Source organism: Streptomyces sp. NPDC094034 (assembly GCF_040303865.1).
GTDB lineage: Bacteria > Actinomycetota > Actinomycetes > Streptomycetales > Streptomycetaceae > Streptomyces.
Genome location: NZ_JBEOUD010000032.1, coordinates 64308 through 83531 on the forward strand (window position 1 = coordinate 64308; position 19224 = coordinate 83531).

The window sequence follows — 19224 nt, forward strand, 5'->3', positions numbered from 1 at the left end:
GGGCCCCTGCAACCGAGTTCCAGGGGTCCCGGGACGGGGCGAGGGCAAACCGTTTCGTGGCCGGGGCGTCCGGCCCCATAGGATTGGGCGAAAACCAATCACACTCACCCCTGAGGATCGCTGCATGCCTGGCATTACGCGCGAGGAGGTCGCCCACCTCGCCCGGCTGGCGCGTCTGGAGCTGAAGGCCGAAGAGCTCGATCACTTCGCCGGACAGCTCGACGACATCATCGGCGCGGTCGCCCGCGTATCCGAGGTAGCCGACCAAGACGTACCGCCGACCTCCCACCCGCTGCCGCTGACCAATGTCATGCGCGCGGACGAGGTCCGTCCTTCGCTCACCCCCGAGCAGGCGCTCTCCGGCGCCCCTGCCCAGGAGCAGCAGCGTTTCAAGGTGCCGCAGATCCTGGGGGAGGACTAACAGCCATGACGGTCAACAGCAAGATCGAGCACTGCGTCAAGCTCACCGCCGCCGAGATCGCCGCGAAGATCGCCTCGGGCGAGCTCACGGCCGTCGAGGTCACCGAGGCCCATCTCGCCAGGATCGAGGCCGTCGACGAGAAGGTCCACGCCTTCCTCCATGTCGACCGCGAGGGCGCGCTGGCCCAGGCCCGCGCCGTGGACGCGAAGCGGGCGGCGGGCGAGAAGCTCGGGCCGCTCGCCGGTGTACCGCTCGCGCTCAAGGACATCTTCACCACCGAGGGCGTACCGACCACCGTCGGTTCCAAGATCCTCGAAGGCTGGATCCCGCCCTACGACGCGACGCTCACGAAGAAGCTCAAGGCGGCCGACGTCATCATCCTGGGCAAGACCAACATGGACGAGTTCGCCATGGGGTCCTCCACGGAGAACAGCGCGTACGGCACCACCGGCAACCCCTGGGACCTCACCCGGGTGCCCGGCGGCTCCGGCGGCGGCTCGTCCGCCTCGCTCGCCTCGTACCAGGCGCCGCTGGCCATCGGTACGGACACCGGCGGCTCCATCCGCCAGCCGGCCGCGCTGACCGGCACGGTCGGCGTGAAGCCGACGTACGGCGGGGTCTCCCGCTACGGCATGGTCGCCTTCTCGTCCTCCCTCGACCAGGGCGGGCCCTGCGCCCGTACGGTCCTGGACGCGGCCCTGCTGCACGAGGCGATCGCCGGCCACGACCCGCTCGACTCGACCTCCATCGACGCCCCGGTCCCGCCGGTCGTCGAGGCGGCCCGCAACGGCTCGGTCGACGGGATGCGCATCGGGGTCGTCAAGCAGTTCCGTGGCGAGGGCTACCAGGCCGGTGTCGTCCAGCGCTTCGACGAGTCCGTCGAACTGCTCAAGGGGCTCGGCGCCGAGATCGTCGAGCTGGACTGCCCGTCCTTCGACCTCGGCCTCGCCGCCTACTACCTGATCGCGCCGTCCGAGTGCTCCTCGAACCTCGCCCGCTTCGACGCCATGCGCTACGGCCTGCGGGTCGGCGACGACGGTACGAGGTCCGCCGAGGACGTCACGGCCCTGACCCGTGAGGCCGGCTTCGGCGACGAGGTGAAGCGCCGCATCATGCTCGGTACGTACGCGCTCAGCTCCGGCTACTACGACGCGTACTACGGCTCGGCGCAGAAGGTCCGCACACTCATCACCCGGGACTTCGAGAAGGCGTTCGAGCAGGTCGACGTGATCGTCTCGCCGACGACCCCGACCACCGCCTTCCCGATCGGCGAGCGCGCCGACGACCCGATGGCGATGTATCTCGCGGATCTGTGCACCATCCCGACCAACCTGGCCGGCAACGCCGCCATGTCGCTGCCCTGTGGCCTCGCGCCGGAGGACGGCCTCCCGGTCGGACTGCAGATCATCGCCCCCGCCATGAAGGACGACCGGCTCTACAAGGTCGGTGCCGCCGTCGAGGCGGCCTTCGTGGAAAAGTGGGGCCACCCGCTGCTTGAGGAGGCTCCGTCACTATGACCAGTGCAATGAGCAAGGCCAAGGGCTTCAAGAAGTCCAAGACCGGCACGTATCTGTCGATCGGGACCACCGCGTTCGGCGCGATCAGCGTCGTCAAGCAGGCCAGGACGGCCCGCAAGGACCACGACACGCTCCGGCTGGTCGACGCGGTCGTCTCCGCCGCCGCCATCGTCACGGGCGTCGCTCTGCTCCTGCGCGAGCTGAAGCGCCTGGGCGACGACGACGTTCTGCTGGGCTGACCGGCTGCCGGGGACCCGCGCAGGGCGGGCTCCCCGGCAGTACGCCGCGGCGTACTGCCGCTGTCGTTGGCACCGTCGCAACGGAAGGAGGTGACCTGGTGATCACACGTATCGAGATCGACGGCTTCAAGTCGTTCGTCGGCTTCGGCCTGGACGTGCGGCCCTGCACCGTGCTCATGGGCGTCAACGGCGCGGGCAAGTCGAACCTCCTGGACGCCCTGGACTTCGTCCGGCGCACGGTCACCATGGGTCTCCCCAGGGTCTTCGACGGGGACAACCCCCGGCTGGCGGCGCGGGATCTCTTCCATCACGCCGACGGGCCGAGTGGTGCGTACACGACATCCGAGCTGACCATCAAGATCGGCATGATCACGCCGAGTGTCCATGGGCCGCTTCCACTGGTCGTACGGCTGGTGGTGGACCGCGAGGGGGAACCGTCGGGACCCGTGAAGGCCACGGTCCGCCGTGGGCGCAGCGGGGTGTGGGTGAGCAGTCTCGCGGAGACGGACTGGATGGACCGTCTGGAGCTCCCGCGGCCCCTGCGTGCCGCTCTCGCCACCGCGGGGAAGTCGTTCGTGGAGAGCACCGGGACCGACTGGGTATCCCTCAAGGACAAGGTGCCCGCGACCGAGGGGACGACGGCGCTGCTCTCGCATCTCCTTCGCGAGATCCAGACCTGGGAGCCGATCGCGCTCGATCCCGCCGCCATGCGCAGGCCGTTCGGCGGCAGCGACGAGCTGACGCTCCTGCCGGACGGGAGCAATCTCGCGGCCGTGCTCGGGCGACTCGATCCCGAGGAACTCCGTGACATGGAGGCCGATCTGGCCGCGCTGATCCCGGAAGCGTCCGGGATCAGGCCGTTGTTCGACGACCGGCGCGGCGAGTACGACTTCGACGTACGGTTCCGGCACACCGGCTGGACGTCCCCGCCGATGCTCTCCGACGGTACGATGCGCGTCCTCGCGTTGCTGGCCGCCTGGTACGACGACCGGCGGGCGGGTCTGCTGGCCGTCGAGGAGATCGAGAACGGCCTGCATCCGACCCGGATCGCCGAGCTGGTGAGGAGGTTGCGCAGGGATGTGGACGACTTCCCCGACCTTGTCGACCGGACTCCCCGGACCTACGGTTTCCGCCAGCTGATCGCGACCACGCACTCTCCCGTGCTGCTCTCCGCCTTGCGCGACGACGCGTCGGGAAGCCTGGTCTTCCTGGAGCAGGCGTCGCACGTCGACCCGGCACGTACGGGCGTCTCGACCGTGACCCGAGCCCGTCCCGTCCGTACGCCCGTGGCGAACGAGGAGCCGGGCGATACGGTCACGGCCGAGCAGGTGAAGCGCCTGTTGGAGTCGATGGGGCAGGTGATCGCGTGAGCCGCGTACGCCTGCTCAGGCTGGGGCTGCTGGTCGAGGGCCCGAGCGATCTGCTCTTCCTCGAACGGCTGATCATCCGGCAACTGGAAGAGACACTGCACGCCAGGGCGCTGAAGGCCACCGAGGTGCTCACTCCCTGCGAGACGGGTGCGGTCTACAGCACGGCCGAGCCGAGGGTTCTCCTCCAGGCGGCCACCGAACTGGCCGACCGGTGCGACGTACTGTTCATTCACCGGGACCACAAGGAGATTCCGGATGCCCATGTGCTGCTGGAGGCGCTGTCCGGGCTGCCGACGCAGGCGGCGGTGCCCGTGGTGCTCGGCCCCCGGGTGATGACCGAATCGTGGGTACTGGCGGACCGGGCCGCGCTGACCAGGGTCCAGCCGGCCGCCGACCTGTCGGCGCATCCGCATCCGCAACCCGCAGACGTGGAACAGGGAAACCCGGCGCCCGGCCATCCTGCCCACCCGAAGCGAGTGCTGGCGAACGTACTGAAGAAGGCACGGCGATCCGACCCCGGCGATTACTTCGCCCGCCTCGCCGACGAAGTGGATCTCTCCGTACTCGGAAAGCTGCCGTCCTATCAGCGCTGGCTGGCCGACACCGATGAAGCATTGATGAGGAAGAAGTACCTGTGACCGTCACTGAACTCGTGTCGTACGAGGACGCCCTCGCGACGTACGACCCCGTCATGGGCCTGGAGGTCCATGTCGAGCTCGGCACCAGGACCAAGATGTTCTGCGGCTGCTCGACCGAGCTGGGCGCCGAGCCCAACTCGCAGACCTGCCCGACCTGTCTGGGCATGCCGGGCTCGCTTCCGGTCGTCAACGCGATCGGCGTCGAGTCGGCCGTCAAGATCGGTCTCGCGCTCAACTGCGAGATTGCCGAGTGGTGCCGCTTCGCCCGGAAGAACTACTTCTATCCGGACATGCCGAAGAACTTCCAGACCTCCCAGTACGACGAGCCGATCGCCTTCAACGGCTATCTGGACGTCCAGCTGGAGGACGGCGAGATCTTCCGCGTACAGATCGAGCGCGCCCACATGGAGGAGGACACCGGTAAGTCGCTGCACGTCGGCGGTGCCACCGGCCGGATCCACGGCGCGTCCCACTCCCTGCTCGACTACAACCGCGCGGGCATCCCGCTCATCGAGATCGTCACCAAGCCCATCGAGGGCGCGGGCGAGCGCGCCCCCGAGGTCGCCAAGGCGTATGTCGCCGAGCTGCGCGAGCTGATCAAGGCGCTCGGCGTCTCCGAGGCCCGGATGGAGATGGGCCAGATGCGGTGCGACGTGAACCTCTCGCTGCGCCCGCACGGGCGGGAGAAGTTCGGTACGCGCTCCGAGACCAAGAACGTCAACTCGCTGCGCAGCGTGGAGCGCGCGGCCCGCTACGAGATCCAGCGCCACGCCGCGGTGCTGGACTCCGGCGGCACGATCGTCCAGGAGACCCGCCACTTCCACGAGGAGGACGGCTCGACCACCTCGGGACGGGTGAAGGAGGAGGCCGAGGACTACCGGTACTTCCCGGAGCCCGACCTCGTGCCCATCGCCCCGCCCCGTGACTGGGTGGAGGAGCTCAGGCAGGGTCTGCCGGAGCTGCCGCGGGTGCGGCGCAACCGGCTCCGTGAGGAGTGGGGCGTCTCCGAGCACGACATGCAGTCGATCCTGAACGCGGGCGCGATCGAGCCGATCGTCGCCACGATCGACGCGGGTGCCCCGGCCGACCAGGCCCGTAAGTGGTGGATGGGCGAGCTGGCCAGGCACGCCAACGAGTCGGGCCGCGCGCTGGACGAACTGCCCATCACCCCGGGGCAGGTCGCCCGGGTGGCGGAGCTCGTCGCGTCCGGCGATCTCAATGACAAGCTGGCCCGTCAGGTGCTGGAGGGCGTGCTCGCGGGCGAGGGCGACCCCGACACCGTCGTGGAGAAGCGCGGGCTCAAGGTCGTCTCCGACGAGGGCGCGCTCGGCGCGGCCGTGGACGAGGCCATCGCGGGCAACGCGGCCATCGCCGACAAGATCCGCGCGGGCAAGGTCGCCGCCGCGGGCGCACTCGTCGGCGCGGTCATGAAGGCCACGCGCGGCCAGGCGGACGCGGCGCGGGTGCGTGAACTGATCCTTGAACGGCTCGCTCCGGCGGAATGAACCGGCGCGGCGCGCGGCGGCCGGGCGTCGAGGGCTGACGCCGGTTCGTCCGTACGCCACTGGGGGCGGCGCACCCGTTGGGTGCGCCGCCCCCGTGCGTTCGTTCCGGCACCATCGTCCCAGCGCCATCGTTCCAGTGCCGTTCGTTCCAGTGCCATTCGTCGGAGCACCGTTCGTCCCAGCATCGTTCTCACAGCAACGCGCACCCAAGCAGAGGCCGACCCTTCCCTGTGAATGCCCGTGAACCGTGAATACCGTCGTCGCTGAGATCGTCTCCGTCGCACTGCTGCTCGGCGTGCTGGCGTTCGCCGTCGTACGGCCGCGCGGTCTGCCCGAGGCGGTCGCGGCCGTACCCGCGGCGCTGCTGGTTGTCGTGGTCGGCGCGGTCTCGCCCGAGGACGCCAGGACACAGACGTACACGCTCTTGCCCGTCGTCGTCTTCCTCGCGGCGGTGCTGGTGCTGGCTCAGCTCTGCGCCGAGGAAGGGCTGTTCACGGCGGCGGGCGAGCTGGTGGCGCGGTTCTGCGGCGGCCGGCCCCGGCGACTGCTCGGCGGGGTGTTCGCCGTCGCCGCCGTCATCACCGCCGTACTGAGCCTGGACGCCACGGTGGTGCTGCTCACCCCGGTCGTCTTCGCGACCGCCGCCCGGGTCGGCGCCCGGCCCCGGCCGCATGTCTACGCCTGTACGCATCTCGCGAACTCCGCGTCCCTGCTGCTGCCGGTCTCCAATCTCACCAATCTGCTGGCGTTCACGGCGAGCGGGCTCTCCTTCACCAGGTTCGCCGCGCTGATGGCGCTGCCGTGGCTGGCCGCGATCGCCGTCGAGTACGCCGTCTTCCGCCGCTTCTTCGCCGCCGACCTGGCCGCCGGCGCGCACCCCACGAGCATGGACGAGCGGCGCGAGGTGCCGGTGTTCACACTGGTGGTGCTGGGGCTGACCCTGGCCGGGTTCGTGGTCACCTCCTTCGCCGGGATCGAACCGCTGTGGGCGGCCGTCGCCGGAGCGGCCGTACTCGCGGTCCGCGCCCTGCGGCAGAAGCGGACGACTCTCAGGGGGCTGGTCCGGGCCGCCTCCCCGCTGTTCTGTCTCTTCGTCCTCGCGCTCGGCGTGGTCGTCAAGGCGGTCGTCGACAACGGTCTGGACGCCGGGATCAGCCGGCTGCTGCCGGACGGCTCGTCGCTCTCCTCACTGCTGGCGATCGCGGCGATCGCCGCCGCACTGTCCAATCTGATCAACAACCTGCCGGCGATCCTGGCGCTGCTGCCGGTCGTCGCTCCCGCCGGGCCCGGACCGGTGCTCGCCGCGCTGATCGGCGTCAACCTCGGGCCGAATCTCACGTATGTCGGTTCGCTCGCCACCCTGCTGTGGCGGCGCATCCTGCACGAGCACGACACCGAGCCCGCGCTGGGCGATTTCACCCGGCTGGGTCTGCTGACCGTGCCCGCGACGCTCGTCGTCTCGACCGTGGCGCTGTGGGGCACGCTGCTCCTGATCGGAGGCTGACCGCTGTGACCGTACCGCCGCCCGGTCCACCGAGGACCGTTCTCGTCTGGATCACCGAAGCCACCTGGCCCGCCTGTGTCGACGCGGCGCGCGAACGCGCCCCGCACGACGACGTGGTGCTGCTCCATGTCAGTGACGACGAGATCGCCGCCGCCGCGCACCAGGCCTTCACCGGGCTGCTCGGCCGCGGCCACAGCCCCGACCGCGACCCCGGCGCCCGGCTCGAAGCCCTCTCGGGCACGGCCGCGGCCGATCTGCTGGAGGCCGCCGCGCACCGGCTCGGCCGGCCCTGCGAACTGCTCGACCACCACGGACGCGTGGAACACGAGGTCGTACGGGCGGCGGCCGGCGCGGCGCTGCTGATCTGCGCGCGCGACGGGGAGCGCGACCGCCCGGGGCCGCACAGCCTGGGCCGGGCGACCCGGTTCGTGGTCGACCACGCGGAGTGTCCGGTGCTGCTGGTGTGGCCGTACGGGGAGCGGGGCGGGCGGGACTTCTGAATGGGCCAGGGCCCGGTCACGTGCCCGGGTCACCGGTCGCTTCGGCGGGGCGGGAGTGTCCGGCGCCACCGCGGCACGGCGACGGCCGGGCGGCGCTTTCCCGGCGGGGCGGGGGCGGCGCACCCCGAGCCTTCGCCTCGGCAGCACCCCGGGAACGTACGGAGCGTTCGAGGGAGTCAGTCAGCCACAGGTGGGAGACGCCGAGCGCGCCCGGGTCGCCGCCGGCCTCGGCCACGAGCCGCCAGTAGCGGCGCATCCGCGGGTCACGGTCGGCGGCCACGCGGGCCAGCAGACCGCCTCTGAACCGAGGCGTGTCCCTGCCGCCGCGCACCGAGGCGTGTGCCGCGACGAACCGGTCGAGCGCGGGTCCCGCGCGGGGCGGCTCGCCCGCCCGCACCATGGGCCGGGCCAGCGCGCACGCCTCGCCTATTCCGTTCAGCAACTCGTTCTCGTCGGCGACCAGTTCGGCGTTCTCCCGCGCCATGGCCAGCAGGCGGCGCGTCAGTTCACGGTCGTCGGCCAGGGCGAACAGTTCGGCGAACGCGACCACCTGCGTCGGGGTCGGGTCGGCGGGCGGCTCGGGCACGGCCGTGGTCACGAGCGCGGTGAGCATCGCCTCGGACACCGGGGCGACCATCGTGCGCCGCCAGAAGCCGGTCAACGCGGCGCGGGCGGCAGCCCCGTTCGCCACGGCGGCCAGCAGCTCCAGCCTGGCGGCCCGGTCGGCCGGCCCGGCCTCCTCGACCGCGCGCAGCGAGGCCCGCCGCCAGGCCAGGTCCGCGAGCCGCACGTCGAGCGCGGCCCGCTCGGCCGCGGCGACCTCGGCCACGGAGCGTTCGCCGTCGAGTACGTGCCTGATGGAGGGCAGTCCGAGGCCGAGCCCACGCAGCCGTCGGACCAGGCCGAGCCGCTCCACCGCCGCCTGGTCGAACCTGCGGTGCCCGCCCGTGCTGCGCACCGAGCCGACGATGCCCTCGTCGCAGTAGAAGCGAATGGTCCGCACCGGCACGCCGGTCAGCCGTGAGAGATCGCCGATTCCGATCGTCTCATCGAGCAAAGGCACTTGAACCTCCACTGGACTGGAGTTTCTACCGTACCGGCGTCACCCCATGAGAGGAGTTTTCGTGATGACGTCGACGCTGGACACCGCACGGTTCGTGGAGGGCTTGCGGGAGCAGACCGGAGGGTTCGCCGACGCGGTCGCAGGAAGGGCCCCGGACACCTGGGTGCCCACCTGTCCGCAATGGCCGCTGCGCACCCTCGTCGGGCATGTCGGCCAGGAGCACCGATGGGCGGCCGAACTCGTACGCAAGGGCAGGCAGTTGCCCGTTCCCGACCCGTGGCAGGCCGACCCCGGCGCCCCTGACGAGTGGGCCCGGTGGCTGCGCGAGGGGGCGGAGGAGTTGATCCGCGCGATCGGGGAGACCGGCGCGGACACCGAGACGCGGACGTTCTTCGGGCCGCGGCCGGCGGCCGTCTGGCTGCGCAGAATGCTGAGCGACACCTGTGTCCACCACTACGACGCGGCGTGCGCGACGGACACCGTGTTCGAGATCGCCGACGACCTCGCGGCCGATGTGATCAGCGAGAACCTGGACCTGCTGGCCACGCCGGCCTTCGCGGCGGCCAGGCCGGCGGTCGCCGGGCTGCGTGGCCGGGGCGAGCGGGTCGGGTTCAGGCCGGGGTCCATGGAGGGCTGGACGATCACCAGGACGCCGGACACGCCCCGGTGGGAGCGTGGGCCGGTCGAGGCCGATGTGGTGGTGTCGGGGGCGGTGGCGGACCTCATGCTGGTGTTCTCCCAGCGCGTTCCGCCGGAGGACGACCGCGTGACGGTGACGGGCGACCGCGCGTTGCTGGACCACTGGCTGGCCCATACGGCGCTCTGAGCCCGGTCCGGCAGATCCCGCCTGGCTCGCGACGCCTGGCGCGCGCTCGCCAGGCGTTGCCGGGCTCGTCCGCGGCCGCACGGAAGTCGCGGCTCCCCACCGACGTTCACTCCTCGGCCGTTGTCGGGTCTTCTCTCGGACACCGGGCTTCATTAGCGTCGCCGCCATGTCTCCGGAGATATCGCGCAGAAGAATGCTCGCCCTCGGCACCGGCGCCCTGGGTACGGCGGCGGTCGGATCGGTGCTGCCGCCCTCCCTTCAGGCAGCGCTGGCCGCCGAGCCGGCCGCGGGCGGGATGCGGGCGATCAAGCATGTGGTGATCCTCATGCAGGAGAACCGCTCCTTCGACCACTACTTCGGCACGCTGCGCGGCGTGCGGGGCTTCGGGGACCGTAACGCCGTCGAGCTGCCGTCGGGGAAGCCCGTCTTCGAGCAGCCGGGCCCGCTGGGGACCGTTCTGCCCTTCCCCATCAGGGACGCGGCCGAGACGCAGCAGAAGGACCTCCAGTACATCGGGGACCTGGACCACTCCTGGAACGGCGGGGCCGCGGCCTGGAACAACGGGTGGATGGACCGCTGGGTCTCCGCCAAGACCGCCGCCACCATGGCGTACTACGACCGCCAGGACCTCCCGCTCCACTACGAGCTGGCGGACACGTTCACCATCTGCGACGCGTACCACTCCTCCGTCCATACGTCGACGAGCCCCAACCGCAACCACCTGTGGAGCGGCTGGACCGGCTTCGAGGCCGACGGCCGGCGGGCCGTGGGCAATGACGCGTACGACGAGGCCAACCACCCCGGTTATGCGTGGCCGACCTACGCCGAGCGGCTGGAGATGGCCGGGCGCAGCTGGCAGACGTACACGGAGTGGGAGAACTTCACCGACAACAACATCGAGTTCTTCACCACCTTCAAGGACATCGCGCGCAAGGCGCTCACCAAGGCGCGTGCGCTGCCGGGCCAGGCGGGCGCGGCCGGCTTCACGTACATGGAGGCCTTCTACGCCGCCGTGCGCGACACCGAGGACATCGCCGAGCGCGAGCGGCTGCTCGCCGCGCTGGACGAGGGCGTCGCCGCGCTGACCCGGCGCGAGCGCTCGCTCTTCGAACGCGGGCTGCGACGGGTCGAGAGCGGCACCCTGGCCGAGCGGTTCCGGGCCGATGTGGCCGCCGGGACGCTGCCCGAGGTGTCCTATCTGGTGCCGTCGGCGATCGACTCCGAGCACCCCGGCTCGTCGTCGCCGATCGCCAGCGCCACGCTCGTCTACAAGGTGCTCGACGCGCTCGGCGCGCACCCCGACGTCTGGCGGCACACCGTCGTGCTGATCAACTACGACGAGAACGACGGATTCTTCGACCACGTGCCGCCGCCCGTGCCGCCGGCCGAGGGCCCCTCCGGCTCCGCCGAGCGCTGGCAGGGCCGGCCGGTCGGGCTCGGGGTGCGGGTGCCGCTGCTGGTCGTCTCGCCCTGGACCGTCGGCGGCTACGTCTGCTCGCAGGTCTTCGACCACACCTCCGTGGTCCGCTTCCTGGAGAAGTGGACGGGTGTGGACGAGCCCAACATCACCGCGTGGCGGCGCAATGTCACCGGCGATCTGACCTCCGCCTTCGACTTCCAGCGCGGCCAGGGGCTGCCCGAGGTCGAACAGCCGGGGGAGATCCCGCCGTTCACCGGCCGCTGGCGGCCCGTACCGCCCAGCGAGCAGCGGATGCCCGTACAGGAGAAGGGCGTACGCCCGGCCAGGCCGCTGCCGTACCAGACCGACGCGTCCGGCCGGATCGAGGGGACGGACGAGGGGCGGGTACTGAAGGTCGCGCTCAGCAACACCGGGCGCGCGAGCGCACACTTCGCGCTCTATCCGTACGCCGGCGAATTCGCGATCCCGCAGCACCGCGATGTAAGGGGCAAGGCGCAATGGGAGGTACCCCTTACCGGACTGACCGGTGACGCGTACCGCTTCACGATCACCGGGCCGAACGGCTTCCGCCGCGAGTTCGCCGGACCGGTGGCCGGACATGGCGCCGAGGTCTCCTCGACCGTCGATCACCATGACCGCGATCTCCATCTCGACCTGCGCAACAGGGGCGAGGGGCCGATCACGTTCACGGTCCGGCCCCTGGGCTATGTCGACGAGGCCGATCTGGACGACTGGACCCGGCAGATCACGGTGAAGCCGGGCCGCAGCCGGACCCTCGTGCACTCGGCGGCGGACGCACACGGCTGGTACGACGTCGAGATCACCACCGAGGGAGACACCGGCGCCAATGCCGCCGGGACCGGTTTCCGGCGACGTCTGATGGGCCACATCGAGAACGGGCGGGTGAGCGTCTCCGGCTGAGCGGCCGGAAGTCCGCCCGGGTTCCCGTGCGCCGCACGCTGTGAGTAAACCCACCAAACGGGCAAACGATCACTATTCGCTGCGACAGTGGATCTCCCACGAGTGACGCAGGGAGCGATCCGTTGGCAGCCATCGCACGGTGGTGCATCAGGCACCGTCTCCTCGCCGTCCTCCTCTGGCTGCTCGCCCTCGGTGGTGTCTCGACCGCCGCGGGCGTGCTGGGCTCCACGTACTCCAACGACTACGAGGCTCCCGGTACCGAGTCGGGCCGCGCCGCCCACCTGCTCAACGACGGTTTCCGGGGCCTCGGTGGCGACGACAACACCATCGTCTGGCACGCGGACCGCGGCTCCGGCACCGGTCCGGGATACGGCTCCGTCCGTACGCCCGATGTCCAGCAGCGCATGGGGGAGATGCTCGACAAGGTCGGCAAGCTGCCGGGTGTCTCCTCCGTCGCGGGCCCCTACGCGGCCGACGGCGCCGCACAGATCAGCGCGGACGGACGGACCGCCTACGCGCGGATCACCTTCGCGCGGCCGACGGACGAGATACCCGTGTCGCAGGCCCAGGCGGTGGTCGACACCGCGAAGGCCGCCGCCGACGACGGGCTGGACGTACAGCTCGGCGGCAGCGCCGTCGCCCTCACCGAGTCCACCACGGCGCACACCGCCGAGATCGTGGGCGTGGGTGTCGCCGCCGTCGTCCTCTTCCTCGCCTTCGGCTCGCTCGCCGCCAGTCTGCTGCCCCTGGCCACGGCGCTGGTCTCGGTCGGCACGGCGTACGCGGGCATCGCGCTGCTCGGCCATGTGATGACGGTCGCCGATTTCGCGCCGATGCTCGGACTGCTGATCGGCCTCGGGGTCGGTATCGACTACGCGCTGTTCATCGTGACCCGGCACCGGACGGGCCTCAAACGCGGTCTGAGTGTCCACGAGGCGGCGGTCGACGCGGTCGCGACCACCGGCAGAGCCGTCGTCTTCGCCGGGGCCACCGTCTGTATCGCGCTGCTGGGCATGCTGATCCTGGGGCTGAGCTTCCTCAACGGGGTCGCGGTCGCCGCCTCGCTCACGGTCGTCCTGACCGTCGCCGCGTCCGTGACCCTGCTGCCCGCCCTGCTCTCGTACATCGGCACGCGGGCGCTGAACCGGCGCGAACGCGCGCGGCTCGCCGCGCACGGACCCGAGCCCGACCGGCCCACGACCTTCGCGGCCCGCTGGTCCCTCTTCGTCGAACGCCATCCCAAACTGCTCGGCGCCGTGGCCGCCGCGGTGATGCTGATCCTCGCCCTGCCCACCTTCTCGCTGCATCTGGGCACCTCCGACCAGGGCAACAACCCGGCCTCCACCACCACCCGGCAGGCGTACGACCGGCTCGCGGAGGGGTTCGGCCCCGGCGTCAACGGTCCATTGACGCTGGTCGCGCACCTGGACGGCGCCGACGACCGGCTCGCCATGGACCAACTGCCCGGCACGCTGCGTACGACGGAGGGTGTCGCCTCCGTCGGTCCGATCACGTTCAACGGCAGCGGTGACACGGCGGCGCTCACCGTCGTACCCGACTCGGCGCCCCAGGCGAAGGACACCAGCGCGCTGGTCGACCGGCTGCGTACGGACGTCCTTCCCGAGGCCGAGGCCGGTACCTCCCTGGAGGTGCACGTCGGCGGACTCACCGCGAGCTACGACGACTTCGCGGAGATCATCATCGGCAAACTGCCGCTCTTCGTCGGGGTCGTGATCACCCTCGGCTGTCTGCTCCTGCTGCTCGCCTTCCGGTCCGTGGGCATCCCGGTCAAGGCCGCCCTGATGAATGTGGCCGCCGTCGCGTCGTCCTTCGGGGTCGTCGTCGCGATCTTCCAGTGGGGGTGGGGGAGCGAGCTGCTGGGGCTCGGCAGCGCGGGGCCGATAGAACCCTTCCTGCCCGTGATCATGGTCTCCGTGCTCTTCGGGCTCTCCATGGACTACCAGGTCTTCCTGGTCAGCCGGATGTACGAGGAGTGGCTGGAGACGGGGGACAACCGGCGGGCGGTCCGCGTCGGCCTCGCCGAGACCGGGCGGGTGATCAACTCCGCGGCGGTCATCATGATCTCGGTCTTCCTCGCGTTCGTCCTGAGCGGCGACCGGGTCATCGCCATGTTCGGGATCGCGCTGGCGGCCGCGGTCGCACTGGACGCCTTCGTCCTCCGTACGCTGCTGGTGCCGGCCTTGATGCATATGCTCGGCGGCGCCAACTGGTGGCTGCCGCGCCGGCTCGACCGCTGGCTGCCGCGGATCAGTATCGAAGCGCCTCGGCGGCGCGAACATGCGAAGATCCCGGAGCCGCGCGAGACCGAGGACAGCGTGCTCGTACGGTGAACACCCGTACGGCTGTTCATTCACAGGCACCTGTTCACTCGCACGCTGAAGGAGCCCGATGTTCGCGATACCACTGGGAGACGGGGCGGAGCTGCGCCCGCTGGAACCATGGCAGGCCGAGGAGTTCCTCGCCCATATGGACCGCGCCAGGGACCTGGTCGATGAACACATCAAGCTGGCCGACGCCGTCACCGATCCCGTGTCGGCCCGCGCGCTGCTCACCTCGTACGCGGAGAAGCAGGCGGCCGACACCGGCCGGATCTACGGGATCTGGCTCGACTCCACCCTCGTCGGCGGCGTGCTCTTCCGCGTCTTCGACGCGGCGGCCGGCACCTGCGAGGTCGGCTGCTGGCTGGAGCCCGCCGCGACGGGGCGCGGTCTGGTCACGCGCGCGGCCCGGGTACTGATCGACTGGGCGGTGCGGGAGCGCGGGATACACCGGGTGGAGTGGCAGGTGTCGTCCGCCAACACCGCGAGCGTCAAGGTCGCGCGGCGGCTCGGCATGACACGGGACGGGGTGCTGAGGGAGAGCTATCCGCACCGTGGCGTACGGCAGAACACCGAGATCTGGTCGGTCCTGGCGTCCGAGTGGCGCGAGCGGGCGGGCACCGCCGGCTGACCTCGCGGACCCCCGGCACGACCTCGAAACGTTCTTTTCATCGCGAGTTTCGGTGTTCTCAGGAAGTTCTCAGACAGGGCCCCTAGCGTGCGCCGTATGAACCCGACCCCCGAGACCGAGACCGCCGCTCAGAGCACCGACCCGGAGACGGCCGAGACCGCCGCCTCCGGAGCCGAGGCGGCGGCGGAGACCAAGACCGGCCCCAAGGCCGACCTCACCAAGGGGTCTGTCGCCGAGCACACCGACAAGGACACCACCCCGGCCGACGACCTGACCGACGCCGACGCCGACGCGGACGCCGACGCCGAGGACGCGACGGACACCGAGGACACCGACCTGGACGGTGAGGACGCCGCCGCGAGCCGCCCGTCCGGTCTCGGCTCCGCCGCCGCCTCCATCGTCGCCGTCTGCCTCGGGATCGTCGCCCTCACCGGCACCTGGACCGGCCGGATCCTCGCCGAGCGCCAGGGCGTCGACGGCCAGCTCAACACCGCCCAGTCAAGCACCACCGAGCAGCAGATCTCCGCGCTCTACGCCGACGGCTGGCATCTCACCGCCGCGGTCAACGGGGCTGTCGCCCTGGTGGCGCTGCTCGTCGGAGCGATCGTGCTGGCCCTGCCGCAGCGCACCGGCTGGGTGCGCCCCTTCGCGCTGGCCGGCGCGATCCTCGGCTTCCTGGGGCTGCTGGTCTCCGTCGGCATGTACTTCGACCTCTTCGCGGCCCTGCCGACCGCCCCCGCCCCCACCCCCACCCCCTGATCCCGGCTCGGCCGCCGAGCCCGCCCGCGCGCGGCGCCACAGCCGGGGCCTCAGGACCCGGGACCTCAGGACCCGGGTCCTTAGGGCGCTGAGTTTTGCGGCCCTGACGCCTTAGGGCCTGAGGCCGTACGGAGATCCACGCCCCTGTTTCTAAGGCACCGGGGCCCGCGAAGATGCGGCACACTCCCGATGTCGCCGTACCCCCTGGGAGACGAAGGTAGAGGCATCACCAGATGCCTGACACCTTCACCAGGGGGACTCGATGTTCGAGTTTGAGCTTCAGAAGATCAACGCGGCCGAGCTGATGCGCAGGGCCGACCAGCGCAGGCTCGTACGGGAGATCCGCACCGCCCGCCGACAGGCGCGACGAGCGGCCAAGGAAGCCCGGGAGGGGCGGGTGAACACCCCGCACCACCGGTTCGCGCGCGCGGCCTGACATGACGGCTCTCCACCCGATAACCAGTGCCGCGCTGTCAGACCCCTGTGCGATGCTCGGGCCCGTGGAGACCAGGTCAGTCAGCCCCGTGTTCGTCGGCAGATCCGGCGAGCTCACCGCTCTCACCCAAGCGCTCGCCCGCGCCACCGCGGGCGAGCCGCAGGCGTTGCTCATCGGTGGCGAGGCCGGGGTCGGCAAGACACGGCTCATCGAGGAGCTGCACAAGGCGGCCTGCGCCGAGAAAGCCGTCGTGGCGGTCGGCGGATGTGTCGAAATCGGCGCGGACGGACTGCCGTTCGCGCCCTTCTCCACCGCCCTGCGCTCGCTGCGCCGTCAGCTGCCCGACGAGCTGACGGCGGCGGCCGAGGGGCAGCAGGACGAGCTGGCCCGGATCCTGCCCGAGCTGGGGCAGTCGGACCGCGGCGCGCTCGGGGAGGACGGCACCGCCCGGCTCTTCGAGCTGACCGCGCGCCTGCTGGAGCGGCTGGCGGCGGACCGTACGGTCGTGCTCGTCCTGGAGGATCTGCACTGGGCGGACGCCTCCACCCGCCATCTGCTCGCCTATCTCTTCCGCGCGCTGCGCCGCGGCCGGCTCGTCGTGCTCGCCACCTACCGCGCCGACGACATCCACCGCCGCCACCCGCTGCGCCCGCTCCTGGCCGAGCTCGACCGGCTGCGCTCCGTCCGCCGTATCGAGCTCTCCCGCTTCAACCGCGCCGAGGTACGGAGCCAGCTCACGGGCATCCTCGCGGCCGAACCCGACCCGGCCCTGCTGGAGCAGATCTTCGAACGCTCCGACGGCAACGCGTTCTTCGTGGAGGAGCTGGCCTGCTCCCTCGGGACGGGCTGTGGCCCCGGTCTGAGCGATTCCCTGCGCGATCTGCTGCTCGTCAGGGTCGAGGCGCTGCCCGAGGTCGCCCAGCGGGTCGCCAGGATCGTCGCCGAAGGCGGCACGACCGTCGAATACCGGCTGCTGGCCGCCGTCGGACGGCTCGCGGAGGACGAGCTGATCGAGGCGCTGCGGGCCGCGGTCGGCGCCAATATCCTGCTGCCCACGGCCGACGGCGACGGCTACCGCTTCCGGCACTCCCTGGTGCGCGAGGCGGTCAGCGACGATCTGCTGCCGGGCGAGCGCTCCCGGATCAACCGCCGCTACGCCGAGGTGCTGGAGGCCGACCCCTCACTCGTACGGGCCGATGAGCGCACCACCCGCCTCGCCAGCCACTGGTACCACGCGCATGACGCGGCCAAGGCACTCCCCGCCGTGCTGAGCGCCGCCGTGGAGGCGCGCAGGCGCTCCGCGTACTCCGAGCAACTGAGGCTGCTCGAACGGGCCATGGAGCTGTGGGACGACGCCCCCGAGGACGTGCGCGGCACCCTGCGGCCACCGGACGACGTCGAGGTCTATCCGCCCTGCGGCGGCGATCCGACATCCCCGCCGCTGCGCTATCTGGATCTGATGGCGGAGGCGACGGTCGCCGCCCGCTTCGGCGGTGAGCGCGAACGCGCCCTGGCCATCTCCAAGAAGGCCCTGCGGGTCCTGGAGGGCGAGGGCGGCGGGAAGGATCCGCTGCGCGCCGCCTGGTTCTGGATCCAGCGCTCGCGCCTGACGCAGGACCTCACACGCGGCGACGGCTGGGAGGAACTGGCCACCGCCCAGGAGCTGGTGCGCGGAATGCAGCCGTCCGCCGTGCACGCGGAGGTCCTGGCCAACGTCGCGAGCTGGGGCGCCCTGCACCAGCCGGGCCCCGACAGCCTGGCCGCCGCCGACCGGGCCGTGGAGTACGCCAGGCTGGTCGGCGCGGAACTCACCGAACTGCACGCCCGCCTCACCCGAGGCTGGCTCACCGCCGACGCGGGAGGTGTCGAAGAGGGCATCACCGAGATGTACGAGGCCCGTGACCGCGCCGCCGAGCTGGGCGCCGTCGGGATTCTCGGCCGGGCCAGTGTCAATCTGCCGTCCACGCTGGAGAGCATGGGCCGCTCCGGGGAAGCGGTGGCCGTCGCCGAGGAGGGCGTCGCCTTCAGCCATCAGCGCGGTCTCGCCGACACGGAGGCCTGGGTGCGGCACAACCTCGCGCACTCCCTCTTCTCCCTCGGACGCTGGACCGAGGCGGACGCCGTCCTCGACGACACGGTGGAGCTGGCCCAGTCCCACAAGGCACGCGGTCTGGTCGCCGGACGCCGCGCCGAACTGGCCCTGTTCCGCGGTGACGTCGACGAGGCACGGCGCCAGGTGGAGCTGACCCGGGGCTTCTTCGGCACCCATGACTTCCAGCCCCAGCACCTGATACCGCCGGCCCGGCTCGCGATGTGCATCGCCGCGCGGCGCGGCGCGCTGGCCGACGCGAGGGCCGAGTTCGAGCGGATCACCGAGCACGGCTTCCCGCCGGGCACCCGGCAGCACGCACTGCCGCTGCTGTGTACGGCCGCCTCGATCGAGGCGGACGCCAGAGGGCTGCCGGACGCGGAAGCCGGACGCGCGGCGATACTCACGGCCATCCGCCTGCACGCCAAGCGGATGCCCACACTCGTGCCCGTCTGGCACGCGTACGGCCTGATGCTGGAAGCGGAGCTGGCGCGGGCCGAGGGCACCATGGCGCCGGAGCTGTGGGCGCGCGCCGTCGCCGCGTTCGAGGTGACGGAGCGCCCCTATGAACTCGCCCTTGTCCGGCAGCGCCGGGCCGCCGCTCTGCTGGACCACCACGCCGACCGCGCCGAAGCCGCGGATCTGCTCATCCTGGCCCACACCGCGGCTCGCGGCCTCGGCGCGCGCCCGCTGACCGAGGAGATCGAATCGCTCGCGGGGCGGGCCCGGATCAGCCTCGCGCCGACGCCCGCCGGTGTCCGTACGGCCCGGGCCGCCGATCCGGATCCCGACCCGGCCCGCGCCCTGGGGCTGACCCCCAGGGAACAGGACGTCCTGCGGCTGGTCGCCGCCGGTCACACCAACCGCGCGATCGCCGAGGAGCTGTACATCTCGCCCAAGACGGCGAGCGTCCATGTCTCCAACATCCTGGCCAAGTTGGGCGTGTCGGGCCGTACGGAAGCGGCGGCCCTCGCGCACCGCCTGCGCCTTTTCCCCGATACCGCGGCCTGAGGGCTTCCCCGTCCCCTCTTCACGACTCTTCACCA

General features: G+C 71.3%; 16 protein-coding genes. 15 read left to right on the plus strand and 1 reads right to left on the minus strand.

What is annotated here, in order from left to right:
• Positions 1-124: 124 nt before the first annotated feature.
• The 8 genes from gatC to ABTZ59_RS25770 all read left to right on the plus strand — a co-directional run bounded on the left by gatC (position 125) and on the right by ABTZ59_RS25770 (position 7694).
• The gene (gene gatC, locus ABTZ59_RS25735) at positions 125-421 is read left to right on the plus strand and encodes an Asp-tRNA(Asn)/Glu-tRNA(Gln) amidotransferase subunit GatC (RefSeq protein ID WP_010984178.1); all 297 of its coding nucleotides are present in this window, start codon (positions 125-127) and stop codon (positions 419-421) included.
• A 5-nt stretch (positions 422-426) separates the two neighbouring features.
• Positions 427-1938 carry an Asp-tRNA(Asn)/Glu-tRNA(Gln) amidotransferase subunit GatA gene (gene gatA / locus ABTZ59_RS25740; protein ID WP_351416406.1) on the plus strand — a complete coding sequence of 504 codons (1512 nt, stop codon included), beginning with the start codon at positions 427-429 and terminating at the stop codon, positions 1936-1938.
• The gene (locus ABTZ59_RS25745) at positions 1935-2177 is read left to right on the plus strand and encodes a hypothetical protein (protein ID WP_030351834.1); all 243 of its coding nucleotides are present in this window, start codon (positions 1935-1937) and stop codon (positions 2175-2177) included. The genes gatA and ABTZ59_RS25745 overlap by 4 nt, the downstream gene beginning before the upstream one ends.
• 98 nt (positions 2178-2275) lie before the next feature.
• Positions 2276-3547: an AAA family ATPase gene (locus ABTZ59_RS25750; protein ID WP_351416413.1), complete on the plus strand. Its 1272-nt coding sequence runs from the start codon at positions 2276-2278 to the stop codon at positions 3545-3547.
• Complete coding sequence (locus ABTZ59_RS25755; RefSeq protein ID WP_351416418.1) at positions 3544-4185, plus strand: hypothetical protein; 642 nt, start codon at positions 3544-3546, stop codon at positions 4183-4185. Before ABTZ59_RS25750 ends, ABTZ59_RS25755 begins: the two co-directional genes overlap by 4 nt.
• A complete protein-coding gene (gene gatB / locus ABTZ59_RS25760; protein WP_308404949.1) occupies positions 4182-5690 on the plus strand; it encodes an Asp-tRNA(Asn)/Glu-tRNA(Gln) amidotransferase subunit GatB in 1509 nt (502 codons plus the stop codon). Before ABTZ59_RS25755 ends, gatB begins: the two co-directional genes overlap by 4 nt.
• A 247-nt stretch (positions 5691-5937) precedes the next feature.
• Complete coding sequence (locus ABTZ59_RS25765; protein WP_351416427.1) at positions 5938-7194, plus strand: SLC13 family permease; 1257 nt, start codon at positions 5938-5940, stop codon at positions 7192-7194.
• Positions 7195-7199: 5 nt separating this feature from the next.
• Positions 7200-7694, plus strand: a complete 495-nt coding sequence (locus ABTZ59_RS25770; protein ID WP_351416432.1) for a universal stress protein — start codon at positions 7200-7202, stop codon at positions 7692-7694.
• 16 nt (positions 7695-7710) lie between these two features.
• Here ABTZ59_RS25770 and ABTZ59_RS25775 read toward each other — a convergent pair whose 3' ends face one another.
• The gene (locus ABTZ59_RS25775; RefSeq protein WP_351416436.1) at positions 7711-8757 is read right to left on the minus strand and encodes a MerR family transcriptional regulator; all 1047 of its coding nucleotides are present in this window, start codon (positions 8755-8757) and stop codon (positions 7711-7713) included.
• Positions 8758-8821: 64 nt separating this feature from the next.
• On the opposite strand from ABTZ59_RS25775, the gene ABTZ59_RS25780 reads away from it, so the two are divergent.
• The 7 genes from ABTZ59_RS25780 to ABTZ59_RS25810 all read left to right on the plus strand — a co-directional run bounded on the left by ABTZ59_RS25780 (position 8822) and on the right by ABTZ59_RS25810 (position 19189).
• On the plus strand, positions 8822-9583 hold the full coding sequence (locus ABTZ59_RS25780; protein WP_351416440.1) for a maleylpyruvate isomerase family mycothiol-dependent enzyme: 762 nt from the start codon (positions 8822-8824) through the stop codon (positions 9581-9583).
• A 166-nt stretch (positions 9584-9749) separates the two neighbouring features.
• The gene (locus tag ABTZ59_RS25785; protein ID WP_351416449.1) at positions 9750-11924 is read left to right on the plus strand and encodes a phosphocholine-specific phospholipase C; all 2175 of its coding nucleotides are present in this window, start codon (positions 9750-9752) and stop codon (positions 11922-11924) included.
• Between the two features lie 122 nt (positions 11925-12046).
• Positions 12047-14275 (plus strand): MMPL family transporter, encoded by a 2229-nt coding sequence (locus ABTZ59_RS25790; protein WP_351416457.1) that lies wholly within the window; start codon positions 12047-12049, stop codon positions 14273-14275.
• Between the two features lie 58 nt (positions 14276-14333).
• On the plus strand, positions 14334-14894 hold the full coding sequence (locus tag ABTZ59_RS25795) for a GNAT family N-acetyltransferase (protein ID WP_351416461.1): 561 nt from the start codon (positions 14334-14336) through the stop codon (positions 14892-14894).
• A gap of 96 nt (positions 14895-14990) precedes the next feature.
• Entirely contained in the window at positions 14991-15653 is a 663-nt protein-coding gene (locus ABTZ59_RS25800) for a hypothetical protein (protein ID WP_351416464.1), read from the plus strand.
• Between the two features lie 262 nt (positions 15654-15915).
• A complete protein-coding gene (locus tag ABTZ59_RS25805; protein WP_351416468.1) occupies positions 15916-16089 on the plus strand; it encodes a hypothetical protein in 174 nt (57 codons plus the stop codon).
• Positions 16090-16141: 52 nt separating this feature from the next.
• A complete protein-coding gene (locus tag ABTZ59_RS25810) occupies positions 16142-19189 on the plus strand; it encodes a helix-turn-helix transcriptional regulator (RefSeq protein ID WP_351416471.1) in 3048 nt (1015 codons plus the stop codon).
• The last annotated feature ends 35 nt before the right edge of the window (positions 19190-19224 follow it).

Excerpts from the sequence above, each read along its gene's own strand:
- ABTZ59_RS25800 (WP_351416464.1), top strand. The coding sequence starts at position 14,991 with ATGAACCCGACCCCCGAGACCGAGACCGCCGCTCAGAGCACCGACCCG.
- gatC (WP_010984178.1), top strand. The coding sequence starts at position 125 with ATGCCTGGCATTACGCGCGAGGAGGTCGCCCACCTCGCCCGGCTGGCG.
- ABTZ59_RS25810 (WP_351416471.1), top strand. The coding sequence starts at position 16,142 with ATGCTCGGGCCCGTGGAGACCAGGTCAGTCAGCCCCGTGTTCGTCGGC.
- ABTZ59_RS25780 (WP_351416440.1), top strand. The coding sequence starts at position 8,822 with ATGACGTCGACGCTGGACACCGCACGGTTCGTGGAGGGCTTGCGGGAG.
- ABTZ59_RS25785 (WP_351416449.1), top strand. The coding sequence starts at position 9,750 with ATGTCTCCGGAGATATCGCGCAGAAGAATGCTCGCCCTCGGCACCGGC.
- ABTZ59_RS25805 (WP_351416468.1), top strand. The coding sequence starts at position 15,916 with ATGTTCGAGTTTGAGCTTCAGAAGATCAACGCGGCCGAGCTGATGCGC.
- gatA (WP_351416406.1), top strand. The coding sequence starts at position 427 with ATGACGGTCAACAGCAAGATCGAGCACTGCGTCAAGCTCACCGCCGCC.
- ABTZ59_RS25745 (WP_030351834.1), top strand. The coding sequence starts at position 1,935 with ATGACCAGTGCAATGAGCAAGGCCAAGGGCTTCAAGAAGTCCAAGACC.
- ABTZ59_RS25795 (WP_351416461.1), top strand. The coding sequence starts at position 14,334 with ATGTTCGCGATACCACTGGGAGACGGGGCGGAGCTGCGCCCGCTGGAA.